General features: G+C 51.5%; 11 protein-coding genes and 1 tRNA gene. 6 read left to right on the top strand and 6 right to left on the bottom strand.

Annotation, left to right across the window (positions count from 1 at the left end; translation table 11 throughout):
• Positions 1 to 123: 123 nt before the first annotated feature.
• Both IPF95_03340 and IPF95_03335 read right to left on the bottom strand, forming a co-directional pair.
• A complete protein-coding gene (locus IPF95_03340) occupies positions 124 to 759 on the bottom strand; it encodes a T9SS type A sorting domain-containing protein (protein ID MBK6473727.1) in 636 nt (211 codons plus the stop codon).
• 117 nt (positions 760 to 876) lie between these two features.
• Entirely contained in the window at positions 877 to 2,961 is a 2,085-nt protein-coding gene (locus tag IPF95_03335; protein MBK6473726.1) for a T9SS type A sorting domain-containing protein, read from the bottom strand.
• A 180-nt stretch (positions 2,962 to 3,141) separates the two neighbouring features.
• Here IPF95_03335 and IPF95_03330 point away from each other — a divergent pair, with 180 nt between their 5' ends.
• Positions 3,142 to 4,071, top strand: coding sequence for a cupin-like domain-containing protein (locus tag IPF95_03330; GenBank protein ID MBK6473725.1), 930 nt, complete (start codon positions 3,142 to 3,144; stop codon positions 4,069 to 4,071).
• A 92-nt stretch (positions 4,072 to 4,163) separates the two neighbouring features.
• The gene (locus tag IPF95_03325; protein ID MBK6473724.1) at positions 4,164 to 5,015 is read left to right on the top strand and encodes a hypothetical protein; all 852 of its coding nucleotides are present in this window, start codon (positions 4,164 to 4,166) and stop codon (positions 5,013 to 5,015) included.
• Between the two features lie 50 nt (positions 5,016 to 5,065).
• Here the strand turns inward: IPF95_03325 and IPF95_03320 are convergent, their stop codons facing one another.
• The gene (locus IPF95_03320) at positions 5,066 to 5,950 is read right to left on the bottom strand and encodes a fructosamine kinase family protein (GenBank protein MBK6473723.1); all 885 of its coding nucleotides are present in this window, start codon (positions 5,948 to 5,950) and stop codon (positions 5,066 to 5,068) included.
• A gap of 71 nt (positions 5,951 to 6,021) precedes the next feature.
• Between IPF95_03320 and IPF95_03315 the strand changes: the two genes are divergently transcribed.
• Positions 6,022 to 6,095, top strand: a tRNA-Ala gene (locus IPF95_03315).
• Positions 6,096 to 6,425: 330 nt separating this feature from the next.
• Here the strand turns inward: IPF95_03315 and ppk1 are convergent.
• The gene (ppk1, locus tag IPF95_03310) at positions 6,426 to 9,098 is read right to left on the bottom strand and encodes a polyphosphate kinase 1 (protein MBK6473722.1); all 2,673 of its coding nucleotides are present in this window, start codon (positions 9,096 to 9,098) and stop codon (positions 6,426 to 6,428) included.
• A gap of 88 nt (positions 9,099 to 9,186) precedes the next feature.
• Between ppk1 and IPF95_03305 the strand changes: the two genes are divergently transcribed.
• Complete coding sequence (locus IPF95_03305) at positions 9,187 to 10,251, top strand: hypothetical protein (protein MBK6473721.1); 1,065 nt, start codon at positions 9,187 to 9,189, stop codon at positions 10,249 to 10,251.
• A gap of 236 nt (positions 10,252 to 10,487) precedes the next feature.
• On the opposite strand, the gene IPF95_03300 is transcribed toward IPF95_03305, so the two are convergent.
• A complete protein-coding gene (locus IPF95_03300; protein MBK6473720.1) occupies positions 10,488 to 11,930 on the bottom strand; it encodes an aldehyde dehydrogenase in 1,443 nt (480 codons plus the stop codon).
• A 362-nt stretch (positions 11,931 to 12,292) separates the two neighbouring features.
• Between IPF95_03300 and IPF95_03295 the strand changes: the two genes are divergently transcribed.
• Both IPF95_03295 and IPF95_03290 read left to right on the top strand, forming a co-directional pair.
• Positions 12,293 to 13,828 (top strand): HAMP domain-containing histidine kinase, encoded by a 1,536-nt coding sequence (locus IPF95_03295; GenBank protein MBK6473719.1) that lies wholly within the window; start codon positions 12,293 to 12,295, stop codon positions 13,826 to 13,828.
• Complete coding sequence (locus IPF95_03290) at positions 13,791 to 14,486, top strand: response regulator transcription factor (protein ID MBK6473718.1); 696 nt, start codon at positions 13,791 to 13,793, stop codon at positions 14,484 to 14,486. The genes IPF95_03295 and IPF95_03290 overlap by 38 nt, the downstream gene beginning before the upstream one ends.
• A 59-nt stretch (positions 14,487 to 14,545) precedes the next feature.
• On the opposite strand, the gene IPF95_03285 is transcribed toward IPF95_03290, so the two are convergent.
• Positions 14,546 to 15,331 (bottom strand): SDR family oxidoreductase, encoded by a 786-nt coding sequence (locus IPF95_03285; GenBank protein MBK6473717.1) that lies wholly within the window; start codon positions 15,329 to 15,331, stop codon positions 14,546 to 14,548.
• Positions 15,332 to 15,426 lie beyond the last annotated feature (95 nt).

Here is a 15,426-nt window from a genome sequence, read left to right as displayed (position 1 = left end):
TGGGTAAGTGCATCGCCAACTTAAATGCTAACATGTTGTGCGTTTGTTGTGTCCTTAAGAAACACTAACCAACAAGAACGGCGAGCCAAAGCTCGCCGTTCTTGTTGGTTAGTGTGTTGTGCGTTATTGAACAACGAATGAGCGAACAACCTGTTCGCCATTGTCATCCATAAGCCGAAGCATGTAGAGGCCAGCGTTCCAGTTGGTCACATCCAATTGCAGGGTGCCGTTCTGGACGGTGGTGGTTGTTTGTTGCAGGGTGCCGTTGCTGTTGAATACGGTAACCGTTAGTGGGGTGGTCGTCGGGATCTTCAACGTTAGGTTCTCGGTGGCAGGCACTGGATAAAGCGAAAGTTCGCCCCATGGGCTTACCTCTGCAATACCGTTCGGATCAAGTACGGTGATCGCACCGAACTGGGTCGCGCTGTGCGGCATGCCTTGGAATACGGCCGAGCAATGGAAGTCGTAAGTGCCCGGTATTGTAAAGGTGTGGGAATAGACCCATGGAGCTTGTTGTGGCACTCCGCTTCCGAATCCTTCAGGATTGGTTGGGAACACATCCAGCTCACCCCATGCATTATGCGATCCATCTACGCCATTCCAGGTAACCATATCACCAACGTCTATCGTTAGAAATTGCGGGTCGTAATAGGGCAGGTTCTGCGGTTGTAACATGGACCCACCGACTTCAATGTCATAATTGGTTTGCGCCATCAAGGCAAGTGGAAGTGCAGCAAGTAATGTAAGTGTTGTTCTCATGAGTTATGGATAAGGTTGGAGTCAAAGAAAGGGCAATTCCCAAGTACAGCCGTTCAAAGAACTTGCTGTACTTGGGTTGCTTATGTTGAATGTGGTTATCGGATCATACCGCTTGCATCACCGCGCGATCATGAGCGGCTGTTGCAATTGGTGCCCATCGGCAAGCGTTGCACGCAGTTGGTACAACCCTACAGGCATTCCTGAAACATCCAGATCCATGCGGTTGGCCGTTGCGGTGGTGCCAACTACCAGGCGACCTGCCGCATCCAAGAGTTCAAGGCGCACCGTGCCACCTGCATAACGCTCCAGTGAAACTTGCACACGATCCTTTGCAGGATTCGGGTAAGCATTGAGCAGAATTGTAGTGCTGAGTTCCGGTACACCAGCAATGGCGTCCGGCTCTATCAAGAGCAGTTCGCTGGTGGTGGCATTCACTGCCCATATCTTTCCATTCGGTCCTAGAACGATCCCCATTATACCGGGCATGTTCGTTTGGATACGGCCCAGTTCTACAAGAGGTGTGGAACTGATGTCGTACACGATGATGTCACCATTGCTATGGTCGGAAACAAGCAGGCGATAGCCGATCACTTCAATACCCGCTGGCTCCACAAGTCCGGTGCTGATCACTTCTTCCCAATCGTAATTCAACACGGTGGTGTATTCCGCATAATTCTCGTATGGTCCAGTAGGTGGCCACGTTGGTGCTGGTCCTGTGGTTCCCGAGTTGATGTCGATGCGCATAACGCGCTGCGCACCATGATCCACCACATAGAGCCATCCTGTTGGCTTGTCCAGGACCAAGTGGCTTACGATATGATCGTTCGGATCTTTAGTGATGGAGAATTCCTGATAGCGTTTGATGATACCATCCACATGATCATCCGCTCCCGGACCATGATCGTTGCGGAAATCGTTCATTGTCACGTCGCCATTGTAACCGTCAGTTACCCAGAAGCGGTTCAGGCTTTCGTGTGCAATGCCTTGGCTCTCGGGATTCTGATGCAGCATGTCCAAGTGGCTACCGTTGCCGCCGGAAGGTTGCGCATACACAGCAAGGTCGCTGCTCCATAGTGATGGTCCGGTAAAAGCATCGCCGCCATTGTGGTTCGCGTCATACACACCAGGGCTGGTCGCAAAATTGCCGTTGTCGGACATCGCAAGTCCGGTGGTCAACGACATGAAATGCCAATTGTTCTGATCCTCGAGCATTTGCGATTGGATCACAGGTGCATTCACATCCATGAAGGTCACGGTGCTACTTCCGCTTTCTTCGGTATCCTTATTCACCACCCAGAGTTCGTTGCGCGCAAGGTCCTTGTGGAAATCCAGGTCGCGCGGTATGTTCAACCCATCACCGGCACCAGCAACAACTTGTATGGTAGGAACTCCAATAAGGTACTGGTCGATGATGTTGGGAATAGCTGCATTAACGATCAGCTCGCTGGATAGTTCATCATTTGCAGGCACAAGGTCCGTATCGCCATTAATGTTGGATGCCCAGACCGTAAGTGTATTCGCCCCAACGCCGGAAGGTGTGAGTGGTGTACCGTGTTCGAACAGGATGATATCACCAGCGTTCATGAATACTGGACTTACATTTTCCGTGACCACCGCACCACTGTTGATGCGGTAGTTCAGATCGAATGAAGTCACCACATCCGCCCCTAACGACTGGATATGTCCGCTTACCATCACATTCGCATTCTCGAATACGTATTTGGCAGCAGTGATGGTGGTTATGGCCATGTCACGAGCGGGAGGTATTGATGCGGTGAACGTAAAGGTCTGTCCCTCGCCGGTTCCATCGAATTGTCCGGCGCTGATGCCGTTCACGAACACTTCGAAATCCAACCCATCATCGCCATAGTCGTCCGCCCAAAAGATGTCGTATTGTGAACCATCCACAAAACACCAAGGCCCTTCTGAGATGGTAAGGTTATCGCCGTACCCGCCCGGTGTTTGCGTCTGTGCACCAGCACCATTGCACCCAACGGCGGTATTTCCCCCAGCGAAGATGGTCCCCGTGCCACAGGCATTTCCACTAGGCAATAATTCCCAGTAGGTTTCATAACCGAACGCATCGGTCATTACATCAATGGTCACTTCCACCTCGCCAATGGCACATTGGGAATACACGGTGGAGGAACACGCTGCCCCAAATAAAATGGAGAGTGCAAGTGTGGGTATGGATCGTTTCATGAGATCCAAAGTAAGCAGCAAGAGCAATACAACAAGTTATGTCACGGAAATATCTAGGGATCCTAACCACATCTTATTGACTTATCGCTGGTGTTTATGGTTTGATGGCAGGGGTAGCACGGGCAAAGGCGCGTATTGCAGCCCGATGCCCCGGACTAACAAGTCTGTGGTGGTATCCTTTTGCACGCATTTTGCGTACCAAGCCACTACTTTTATCACTTCAAAACGAACAAATGGAGATCAGGACGTGTCGCCGAAGGCGAGATCACCCAAAAGGAATTCTACAACGAATACTGGAAAAAGGGCATCCCGTTGGTCTTTACAGAGGCCAGCCGAGTATGGAAAGCAACCGGAACATTCACTCCTGATTTCTTCCGCGAGAATTTTGCCGACCGTCCCACCAACGTGGATGGTACGGATTACACCATGGCAGAGATCATGGACCTGGTAGAGGGTAAGGATACATCCCGTAAGGTGCCTTATCCGTGCAAGTATCACATTCGCGGTTCTTTGCCTGAACTGGCTGGTCACATGGATCCGTTGGATCTGGGTTATGCACGCCCGAACTGGTTGGAGAGCCGTTGGTTCCAGCGCGGCAACTGGGGCAATGCTACCGAGCTGTTCATCGGTGGTCCCGGCGGTCAGTTCCCGTACATCCACATCGACTATTACTGGCTCAGTGCATGGATCAATCAGTTGTATGGCGAAAAGGAATTCACCGTTTACCCACGCGAGCAGGCACACATGATGTACCCGGATCCGAACGATCCGTGGAAGTCACTGATCAACGATCCAGAGAACCCGGACTACGATCGGTTCCCGTTGTTCAAGGGTGTAACGCCTTACAAGTTCACCATCAAGGCCGGAGAGTCGTTATACGTTCCGTTCGGATTGTGGCACACAGCGCGCTCGCTCACTACCACCATGTCGGTGGCCTATGATCTGATGAACGCGGAGAACTTCATGCCGTTCCTAAGTGAGGTATGGAACTTCAGAAAAGGAGGCAATAAGTTCAAGGCCGCTGCGATCACGGGTTATGCCGCAATGGCTGGCGCGTTGTGCAAGATCGAAGATGTGATCGGCGTGCAGCGCAAGAGTGATAAGGCGTAGGGTTCTGAAGGGCAGCGTTCATCCTCCATATATTGTGAGTGCGATCTTGGATGATATGCTGATGAAGCATGTCTTCCATTGCTGAAACCTGTATGATGCTACTCCCACGAATAGCCATGTATTTTGCATCTGTTCTAGTGTTGATCAGCTGCACTGCTGATGTCCGCGAAACAGTCAACGATCAAGAAGTTGATGGAGGTTGGGAGCTCCAACGGTTCGCGACCAAGCGCATGGACAGTATTGAGTTCGTGTTTCCCATGCCGGGCTATGCTTATGATCATCGCGACTCGCTTGTGGATGCATGCATGAACGCGATCGAGCGCAACAAGCAACTGCTCGGGTTGGATGAATTCAAAGCGCCGTACAAGATCAAGTTCTATCCATCGAAAGCGGCGATGAAGGAAGACATCAACATCGGTGTCTCCGGTCATGCGGATCATTGGAACAAGGAAGTAGCCTTTGTCGCAACCAATGATCCAGAAACAATTGAAAAGGAGAATATAATTCCGGCTCCCATCGTGCATGAGACCATGCACATGATCGCCATGGAGGAGTGGGGTTTCCCACCGGAGAATAACCTTTGGTTGAACGAAGGATTGGCAACGTATGCCGCAAACAACTGCAATGGCGAATCGGTGGATAAGGTCTACCGGTATTTAATGGGGGCCGACATGCTTGTACCTATGGACTCCTTGGTGAGCCAATTCTACAAGAACGATGAAATGGTCGCGTACCATCAAGCGGCGCATATCGTTGAGCATTTGTTGGAACTAGGTGGCGTTGAGAAAATGGCAACGCTGTGGCGAGAAGGCTTTACAAGCCTTGAACGGGTCTACGGTGTTCCATTTTCAGAGGTCGAGTCCACCATCAAGAGCAAGCTGGAAAAGAAGTATCCGAACGGTGTGGAGTTGGATTGGGAGACCTTCAAGAAAGGGTGCAAGTGAGTACGTTAGCAATGGTCAAGCGAGCGACGGCCAAGGGCTGCAGACCACGTTCAAACCCAACGCCCTAGCGCCTTTTCCACCTCCTGTACATAATGCCCACCGAACAGGTTCACGTGGACCAGTAAGGGATAGAGGTTGCACAGTTCCGTGCGCTTTTCCCACTCTTTCTCCAAGGGCTTTTCCGCAGTGTAGCCTTCAATAAGATCGGGATCCACACTGCCGAACAAGTGCAACATCGCAATGTCCATTTCGCGATGCCCGTAGTACACCGCCGGATCTATGAGCACGGGTTTACTTTCTGGATCACACATGAAGTTTCCGTGCCAGAGATCGCCATGCAATAACGCAGGGGCTTCTTTCGGAAAGAGATCATTCAGTTTGCCATAGAGCCGTTCGAACCGGAAGGCCATTCCGGCTTCCACGCGTTTCTTGTCGCGTGCCAGTTTCACCAACGGCTCCAAGCGCTGTTGAATGAAGAAGGTGCTCCATTCCTTTTCCTGTGTGTTGATCTGCTCCAACGACCCGATGTAGTTGTTGCGCTCCAGTCCGAACTGAGCATGCGAGTTACTGTGCAATTGCGCAAGGCCTTTGCCGAAGTGATGCCAGAAAGAAGGGGTCCGTTCACCATCCCCAATAAATTCCAACAAGAGCCATGTGGTATCATCCGTTTCGCCATGACCGAAAACCATCGGAGTGCGCACAGACTTTGTAGCGTTCAACCGCTCCAGGCCATCCGCTTCTGCGGCAAACATGCTGGGGTGCCGATCCGCGGCATTGGTCTTCAAGAAGAAGCTGCCAGCGCTGGTCTTTACTTCATAGGCGTCATTGATGCTGCCGCCGGACAAGGGTGCGAAGTCCGTTATTACCACGGAACCATTTATATGTTCGCGTAGATTCTGAATGAGGTCTTGCTTAAGATCTTCGGACAAGGACATCGTGCAAAGGTGGAATGAAATCGGGTTTTGTCTACATTTGCCATCCCATTAGCAAAATGGGTTGAAATATTGGGGGATTAGCTCAGCTGGCTAGAGCGCTTGCATGGCATGCAAGAGGTCACCGGTTCGACTCCGGTATTCTCCACTAAAAGACGGTCCGTGCGGCCGTCTTTTTTGTACCCCCATTTTTGGCACGTTCCGCAACGTTATTTATTTAACGTTCTGTTTTTGGTGCGTCATAGCCTGCCGTATGGCAGGGCGCAATAGTATAGCGATGGGCCTTGGCCCATCGACTTTGCATTGGCCTTGTTTTTAAGCCCTGAATGGGCGAGATAGCAATCTGAATAATATCCCCTGACCAAACTTTATAGGCACGTATTACTCCGCCCCTTCAGGGCTGTTTCAATGGCAGTATTCTTCTGCCGTAAAATCCAGCTTTGCATGTCTTAAGGGTTACGCACAACGAGGCGTCTTGCTATTGACGCTCCCGTTCAGCCATCAAATACTTCCACGTATCCAGTTGGGCCCATTGCGTATGCTTCTTGGACCTTGAACCAACATACGGGTTGGTCTGTTTGGCATTGATCAGGCGCGCTTTGGTCCGGTCATTCCATTGCAACTTCAGGAGATCGAGTATCTCCCTCTTCAGGTCCGGGTCAAGAATGGGGAAGGCCACTTCGATCCGGCGATCCAGATTACGGCCCATCCAATCGGCGCTGCTCATGTAGATCAACTTCTTGCCATCGTTGTTGAATACATACACCCGTGTATGTTCCAGGTAACGGTCCACAATACTGATGACCTTAATGTTCGTGCTAAGCCCTTTGATACCCGGTACCAGACAGCAGATACCGCGTATGATCAGACGGATCTTTACGCCCGCATTGCTTGCATCGTATAGTTTGCGGATCAGTGCATGGTCTTCCAAGCTATTGAGCTTGAGCATGATCTCTGCGTATTTGCCATGTTGTGCAAGCTCGATCTCTTTGTCGATCAACGCTTCCATTTTACTGCGGAGAGCATACGGGGCAAGCAATAAATGTTTCAATTGTGGGCTATAGCTGCGATCTTCCAAGTGGCGGAACACCTGCGCTACTTCCTCGGTCAAGGCCGGTTTGGCTGTAAGCAGGGCACTATCCGCATAGATCTTGGATGTGCGTTCATTGAAATTACCCGTGCTCAAGTATGCATAGCGCCTGCGATGCTTGTTCTCTGTCCGTTCGATCAGCAAGAGCTTGCAATGCACCTTAACATTCTCGTAACTGTACATCACACACGCCCCGGCATTTTCCAACGCTTCACCCCAGTAGAGGTTGGCCTTTTCATCGAACCGCGCTTGTACCTCAACGAATGCGGTCACCTTCTTTCCGTTGTGCAACGCATCGATCAAAGCTGCGCAGATCACCGATTCCTTTGCCACGCGGTACAGTGTTATCGCGATGTGTTTAACTGCTGGATCAGCGGCGGCCTTTTGGATCCAGTGAACCAGCATACCGAGATCGTGATACGGGTAATGCCACAGTAGATCCTGCTTTGCTATGGCAAGGAATGTGCTGCGTGAGGACAATATGGCCGGGTGCATCATAGGCGGCCAAGGCACATTGCGAAGTTTACCATGCCCTTTAACGGGCAAGTTCATCAGGTCGCTGAAGTTGTGATAACGCCCACCAGGCACAAGGTCCTGTTTGCCAAGTCCAAGTAATGAGCGCAGCATGCTCAGCGTAGTAGCTGGTATGGAGCTGTCATAAAGGAAACGCGCAGGCACCCCCGTGGTTCGTTTACGTAGGCTTTTGCGCACCTTGTCCTTCACATTGCCATCGAACTCCTCGTCCAGATAGAGTTCAGCATCACGTGAGAGTTTAATGGCATATGCTCCAAGAACTTTATGTTCCTTGAACAATGAAGACATACCGATCCGCACGGCATCATCCAAGAACAAAAGGTCCGTCCGTTTTCCGTTTGATGGTAACCGAACGAACCGGTCCATACGGTCGCTTGGAATGTTAAGCAGCACGAGCCGTTCATTCTGTTTCCCTTTTTTGAGCAAACGGCATGCGAAATAAAGCTTGCGGTCCTCGATGAAGGGTTCATTCCCTTCCCGTACCGCTGCGGTCTGGAGCAATGGGGCGATGTCCTTGTTGAATACCGCAAGCACTTTTTTCCGTTGCTTGGTTGAGATCTCCTTCTCGTTCAGAATGCGTATGCCGTTCTTGGCCAACGCGGGTAAGAGGGTTTCCCTGTACAACGCACCGAACTCACGTTGTTGCAGTATCGCTTTTTGGTTCAACCGCTCCACCAGATCATCCGGCGGCACTTCCCATACTTTCCGATCCGTCTTCTTTAATTTGAGCAGGCTTCTAAGCCCAGCAACGCGCACGCTATAGAATTCGTCCAGGTTATTGGAGTAGATGGCCAGGAAATTGATCCGTTCCAAAAGCGGTGTGTTCGGGTCCTTCGCTTCTTGCAGTACACGGTCGTTGAATGAGAGCCAGCTCAGGTCGCGATCGAAGTATTTTTCGTTCACCACCTCCGTTGGTTTCCTGCTCTTGGCAGGTTTTCGGCTTTCGGCACGCAGCACTTCGAGATTGAGCCGCTTTTGTTCACCGTAACGCTCCTTCGCGAATGGGGTAAGGAAGCGATGGGCTTCCAAGTAGTTCAGGTTCTCTTTGATCCAGGCCGCCGGTGTTAGCTTATTCTTTCGGATCACCTCCAGTTCCATGCGCAGTTGTTCGCTCTTTTCAGCGAAATCGATCTGGCCTGCTTTGGCTGAATCGGCATCGCGCATCACTTTTTGCGGAACGGTGCGGGGTGTGGCGGTGTACTTCGTGGCCATGATCAACGAACGGATCTTCGCTATGGTCCGTTTGTCTACCGCTTTCTTAGTGAGGAACAGTTCGGCCAGATCGGCGCTGTGCTCTTCGTGCCCTTCATAGGCCCAAGCATAGCCCGTATCATGGAACAGTGCGGCACATTCCAATTCCGCCAGTTCCTCCGTGGTCAAGCGCATCCCAACGCCGATCCCAATTGCAGCACGCGCCACCGATAGCGTATGCTCAAGATCGTGAAAGACCATATGTTCCGGCATGTTCCGTGTGAACCAACGCCTCACATAGGCATGCACGGATCGGAGAGTTGCCTCGTTGATCATGTAATTGCGCGAAGATAGGGTTGTCCAAGATCAATGATCACCTTTCGAAAGGTGCTCCCAGCCATCTATATTTGATGCCATAAGTTCAATGGAGCTCTCCTCGCTGCATAGTGTGCATAAAGCTCTTTTTAGCGGAACATCCGTGTTCTTGTATAGCGGAAGTTTTCATGATGAGCACACTGCCCAGCTGATCTCCATGGGTGAGCAGTTCGTGAACCAAGCGAAAGGCGACCGTGCGTTACGGAATAAAGTGGGATTCCTGATGGTGGAGTCCTATCAGAACATCATTCGGCATCGCACACGGCTTTCAGAGGAACTGGATAGGAATGCTGGTCGAAGCATGTTCCTGATACGCCAGCAGGACCTGTCGTTCGAAGTGGTGGCAGTGAATGCGGTTCCCGATCACGAGGCTGGCCCGTTGAGCAAGTTACTGGAGAATGTGAATCAACTGGACCCTGAGCAACTGAAACGGATGTTCCTCAATGGCTTGCAGAATGATAGCAGTTCCAAGAGAGGTGGTGCAGGACTTGGGCTGATCGAAATGGCAAGGAGATCTGGCCATGATCTCGTGCACCAAATGGTGAACGTGGGAGCGGATCATCAGCGCTTTGCAATGCGTGTGTTCATCGGTAACGATGATCTTCCGCGATTTTCGGATGGCGATATCGATGAACTCCATGAATTTGTTGTGGCAGAGGATATCCTATTGCTTTGTAAAGGGCGCTGTACCGAAGAACTGCGTCGCACGGTCGTTGAGATGATCTCAAAGGATCTGGATGAGGGCGCTCAGCGGCCCATTACGTGGACGAAATGCTATTTGAGTGCGACTGAGCTAATGAGCGCAGTAGGGAAGAAGGATGCGGGGTCTCTGTTCTTGATCGGTCGCTCTGACCGGGGACACTCCGTTGTGTTCGGTATCGATATGGATCCCGCGGACGCAATTGAATTGGAGAGCACCATAGATATGTTGAACGGATTGAACGAGGCTCAGCTCCAAGAACGTTATGATACAGCTGTTCCGGGTCAACAACAGGATGGGGAGACCCGATCCGTGGTTCTATTGGATCTGGCTCGCCGTAAGGTGGCACCCATGCAATTACGCCGGATACCGAATGGCGATTCGGAGTTCGTTGTAGTGGAGGTCATTGTTTAATGGCCGGATAGCAATTCAAGATAAGTTACCCAGTGATCCGGGTTCCACATACTGATCGGTAGGAAGACGGGGTTATAAGGTATACAAACCTGCTAAACCATGTTCACCCTTCTTCATATAGTGACCAGTGTCTTCGGCCGATTCGATCGCTGGTTCTCCGCGCGTTTCGGATGGTTCTTTACCAATGGCATGAAAGCACATCGTCAGCGACCAACACGAGTAGAACACGCCTGATCTCATAGTCGGATGCAGACGTTCTTCGCTTCGGTAAAGAAGCGCAGCGCATCCACACCGCCCTCGCGCCCCACGCCACTTTGCTTGGTACCGCCGAACGGGGTGCGCAGATCACGGATCATCCAACAATTCACCCACACGATCCCGGCGTTGATGTTCCGCGCAACGCGGTGACTTCGTTTCACATCCTGGGTCCACACAACACTGGCAAGACCGTATGGCGTGCTGTTCGCCATGGCAACTGCGTCCGCATCAGAATCGAACGGTTGAATGGTCACTACCGGACCAAAGATCTCTTCTTGATTGGTTCGGCATTGAGGCCCAAGCCCTTCAATGACAGTAGGTGCGATGTACCAACCATTCTTCAGTTCGCCTTCCAGTACAATGCGTTCACCGCCACACAGGATCGTGCCTCCTTCTTCTTTCGCAATGCGGATATGTTCCAGCACCTTCTCCATGTGCGGTTGCGATACCACAGCGCCGAGGTCGCTTTTCGCATCGGCAGGATCACCGACCTTCAATGCGGTTACACGCTTCACGAATTCGTCACGGAAGCGGTCATAGATCCCCCGTTGCACCAGGATCCGCGAGCCGCATAAGCAGATCTGTCCTTGATTGGTGAAACTACTGCGCACAGTGGTCTTCATCATCTCCTCGAAGTCGCAATCATTGAAGATCAATACAGCGTTCTTCCCACCAAGCTCCAAGCTTAGCTTCTTGAACATCGGAGCAGCTACACGTGCGATCTCAGCACCCGTTCTTGTTCCACCTGTAAAGGAGATGGCCGTAATGGCTGGGTGCGCAGTAATAGCGGCGCCAACCTTTGGTCCAATACCATGAACGATGTTCAGCACGCCATCAGGAATACCGGCCGCTTTGCACAACTTGCTCATGCGGTACGCGGTGATGGGTGTAATTTCAGAAGGTTTCGCTACCACACAATTGCCAGCTGCCAACGCCGGTGCGATCTTCCATGTGAACAAGTATAGCGGCAAGTTCCATGGACTTATACAGCCCACCACGCCGATCGGTTGGCGATCGGTATAGTTCACAGCGATAGCATCCATCATGTGTGCTTCACTGTTGAAGTGCAGCACGGCCGTTGCAAAGAATCGTAAGTTGGCCACGGCTCTTGGTATATCAACACGACGTGCCAATGATAGGGGTTTACCATTGTCACGCGATTCATCCGCAACGAACCCATCCATATCCTGCTCGATCGCATCCGCAAGACGCAACAATGCATTCGATCGACCTTCGACCCCCATTCCGTTCCAAACCGGAAAAGCTTTCGTAGCAGCATCAACGGCCGCTTGCACATCGCGCTCGTCACTATCTGGAGCTTGCGCGATCACTCTACCGGTCGCGGGTGCGTAAACATCTATGGTCGTACCACCCAGTGCTGGGCGCAATTCGCCATTGATCAAATTCAAGAGTTGTTCCATTGTCTTAGGGTGACGAAGGTAGAATGAACAACGGTGATCGGCCGAATGACAGTGGGCTATTCACGTTGCCAAGAAGCAACTCCATATAAAATCGAAAGGCCCTTGTTTCCACAAGAACCTTCCGACCCCTCTTTGCGCAGTCAATGGACCAAAACCTCCCAAGCTTGACCAGCGTCCTAATTAACTTTTCACCCGTCTCCGAACTTTCGATAGTGCGTATTCCACTTTCTATGTTGTTCGACGAAACAAACGTAATGCTCGCTTTCCGCATTGGATGTTAAGGATGTGCGAACGGACGTTAAAATGGGTTAAACGGTAGATCGCCATGTGAGAACCCGGTTGGAACCCGGTAGTTTCGTTCCGTGAATAAACGGTGGGTCATAGGGTTGTTGGTTGTGATCAGCGTTGCACTGGCAGGGTTAATGGCGATCCAAGTGAAGTGGATGCACGACACCTTGGTATTGCGAGAGACCCAATTCGCCATGGGAGTGAACAACGCGCTGCGTTCAGTAAGCGATCGTTTGGAACGCTTGGACCGCATGCACGAACTGGGTCAACATGAAGCTGGCAGAAGGTTGATATTGCGATTGGATACACTGCGGGAACTGGATGATGATGAAGTGAAGGTGGACCTTTCCGCAGCGAACAAGGAGCCGTTCTTACACGAACAGGCTGAACGAGGGTCGGGACTGGAATACGCGTTGGAGAATGAGCAGTTCGGGACGGAAACGATCGCGAATGGATCGTACCGCTCGGGAGAGGAAGAACTGGTTGCCGATCTTGTGCGCACCATTATGGCCAAGGAGCAACGGCGCAATATCCATGAACGTTTGTCGCCCATCATTCTGGACTCGCTCTTAGGTCAGGAATTACATGCGAATGATATCGATGTTGAATGGGCTCGGGCAGTTTATTCGGTGGAGAATGAACTCGTACTGCTCCCAGAGAACCCTGAGGTTTCCTCGAATACACTGCTGAACACACCGTACAAGGAACGATTATTCAGACATGATATAAGCGGCCCTGCATTCTACTTGCACGTCGCCATTCCCGATCAGGGGCGTACGATCTATAAGAGTATTCTACCCTTGATCATTAGTTCGGCGTTGTTCATTGGTGTATTGATGATGTCTTTTTTTTATAGCATCCGAACGATCCTGCGCCAGAAGCGCCTCAACGATATTCGCAACGATCTGGTGAACAACCTGACCCATGAATTGAAGACACCGATCAGTACGATCGGTCTTGCGTGCGAAGCGCTAACGGACCCCAGTATGCCAAAAACGGATCAACAAGTACGCACGTTCGTGACCATGATCAGGGATGAGAACAAGCGGTTGGGATCCTTGGTCGAGAATGTCCTACAGAGCGCTGTGATGGATGGCGGCCTAATGGTGCTGAAGTTGGTGGATCTGGACATCCATGAACTGTTGAAGGATGTGATCCACAGCAGTAACATCCAAGTATCACGTAGGAATGGTCGTATGGAGCTCGACCTGCAAGCGGAGATCCATCATGTACAAGGAGACCGCATCCACCTTACCAACCTGTTCTACAACTTGATCGACAATGCCGTGAAATACACTGAAAAGGAACCGCGATTGCGGATCTCCTCTCGCAGCAACGATGTGGGCATAACACTAAGTGTTTCCGATAATGGGATCGGCATTGCGTCCGGCGAACAGAAGAAAATATTCGATCGGTTGTACCGTGTACCTACCGGAAATCTCCACAATGCGAAAGGCTTCGGGCTTGGCCTGAGCTACGTCCGTACCGTGGTCTTGCGCCACAACGGAACCATCAACGTGGAAAGCACTCCCGGAACGGGTAGTACCTTCCGCATCTTTCTACCCTTTGAACATGTCCGAAAAGATCAAGCTTCTGTTGGTCGAAGATGACCCCAATCTCGGTAACCTCTTGGCCGAATACTTACGTGCGAAAGACCATGACGTAACCTTGCGCACCGACGGTCAACAAGGGTGGGATGCCTATGCGAAAGGCGCTTACGACCTGTTGATCCTTGATGTGATGATGCCTGTAAAGGACGGCTTCACCCTAGCGCGAGAGATCCGTGCGAAGGACCAGACAACGCCGATCGTGTTCCTCACTGCCAAGAGCATGAAGCAGGATACCATTCAAGGGTTTCAGCTTGGTGCGGATGATTATATCAGCAAACCCTTCAGCATGGAGGAACTGATATTACGCGTGGATGCAGTGTTGCGACGAACGAAAGGAGTTACCCCTAAGCCGGAGGAAACGAACCTCTATGAAGTGGGGAACAGTTCCTTCGAACCACGGCTTCAACTCCTACGGACTCCAGCCGGCGAACGCAAGCTCACCACCAAGGAGAGCGATCTGTTAGGGTTGTTGTGTGCCAATGCGAACGAGCTCTTGGAGCGCGGTGAAGCATTGACCAAAGTGTGGGGCAACGATAGTTATTTCAATGGCCGAAGTATGGATGTCTACATCGCAAAACTCCGCAAGTACCTGCGAGATGATGAGGCTTTGGAGATCATCAACGTACACGGAAAGGGATTCCGATTGATAACCAAGTAGATCCCGACCGCAGAGTCTTTGGCATCCGTCACTAACAACTGGTCGGTAGCAACGTGTGCTCACAGACACGCGGTACGCCCACCATCCACAGGCAGGTTGATGCCATTCACATACGCACCGGAAGGCCCGGCAAGAAATGCTACGGCGTATGCGATCTCTTCCGGTTCGGCAAAGCGTCGCAATGGGATCTCGTTCTTCATGGCTGTGGAGGCAGCATCTTCGCTGGTTCCACTTTTTGTGGCTTTGTTCTTCACGATAGCGGCTAGGCGTTCGGTACCTGTTGCACCCGGAAGCACGTTGTTCACCGTAATACCATAAGGACCTAATTCCGTTGCAAGTGTTTTCGCCCAATTGGCAACAGCGCCACGGATCGTATTGCTCACCCCAAGGTTCGGTAATGGTTGTTTCACGCTGGTGCTGATCACGTTGATGATCCTGCCGGACTTCTGTTCCTTCATGTGGGGCACAACCGCACGCACCAACGTTTGGTAGCTCAATAAATGCAGGCGGAATGCATCTGCGAATGTTGCAGTGTCCGCTTCATGGGCCAGACCGGGTGGTGGACCTCCGGTATTGTTCACCAGAATATCCACGGGCCCATTCTTCATCAATTGGGCAAGGGCTTTCTGCAATGCATCGGTATTAGCCATGTCCACGGCCAGGATGCCATGTTCTTGTCCTTGCCGCGTATCCAACAACGCAACCGCCGCCTTTAGCTTGTCAGCATTACGGGCGAGCAACGTAACACGCGCACCAAGTCTTGCGAATTCCATTGCAACCGCATTTCCAATGCCTTGTGTGCTCCCACATACCAAGGCATGCTTACCGGTCAAGTTCGTATCCATTGGCGGTAAAGGTAGAAACGCTTCAATGCATGTTGATAAGCGATCCGCAAAGTACCCGTTGCTCTATCGAACGTATGATTATGTTTGACCCTGAT

This window comes from Flavobacteriales bacterium (assembly GCA_016704485.1).
Taxonomy (GTDB): domain Bacteria; phylum Bacteroidota; class Bacteroidia; order Flavobacteriales_F; family PHOS-HE28; genus PHOS-HE28.
Note: the sequence above shows the minus strand (reverse complement) of the source record. Positions and strands in the feature narration are given on the sequence as shown.

What these genes read in the sequence shown, in the direction of transcription:
- IPF95_03290 (MBK6473718.1), top strand. Translation starts at nt 13,791, where the DNA reads ATGTCCGAAAAGATCAAGCTTCTGTTGGTCGAAGATGACCCCAATCTC.
- IPF95_03320 (MBK6473723.1), bottom strand. Translation starts at nt 5,950, where the DNA reads ATGTCCTTGTCCGAAGATCTTAAGCAAGACCTCATTCAGAATCTACGC.
- IPF95_03285 (MBK6473717.1), bottom strand. Translation starts at nt 15,331, where the DNA reads ATGGATACGAACTTGACCGGTAAGCATGCCTTGGTATGTGGGAGCACA.
- IPF95_03305 (MBK6473721.1), top strand. Translation starts at nt 9,187, where the DNA reads ATGGAGCTCTCCTCGCTGCATAGTGTGCATAAAGCTCTTTTTAGCGGA.
- IPF95_03335 (MBK6473726.1), bottom strand. Translation starts at nt 2,961, where the DNA reads ATGAAACGATCCATACCCACACTTGCACTCTCCATTTTATTTGGGGCA.
- ppk1 (MBK6473722.1), bottom strand. Translation starts at nt 9,098, where the DNA reads ATGATCAACGAGGCAACTCTCCGATCCGTGCATGCCTATGTGAGGCGT.
- IPF95_03340 (MBK6473727.1), bottom strand. Translation starts at nt 759, where the DNA reads ATGAGAACAACACTTACATTACTTGCTGCACTTCCACTTGCCTTGATG.
- IPF95_03300 (MBK6473720.1), bottom strand. Translation starts at nt 11,930, where the DNA reads ATGGAACAACTCTTGAATTTGATCAATGGCGAATTGCGCCCAGCACTG.
- IPF95_03325 (MBK6473724.1), top strand. Translation starts at nt 4,164, where the DNA reads ATGATGCTACTCCCACGAATAGCCATGTATTTTGCATCTGTTCTAGTG.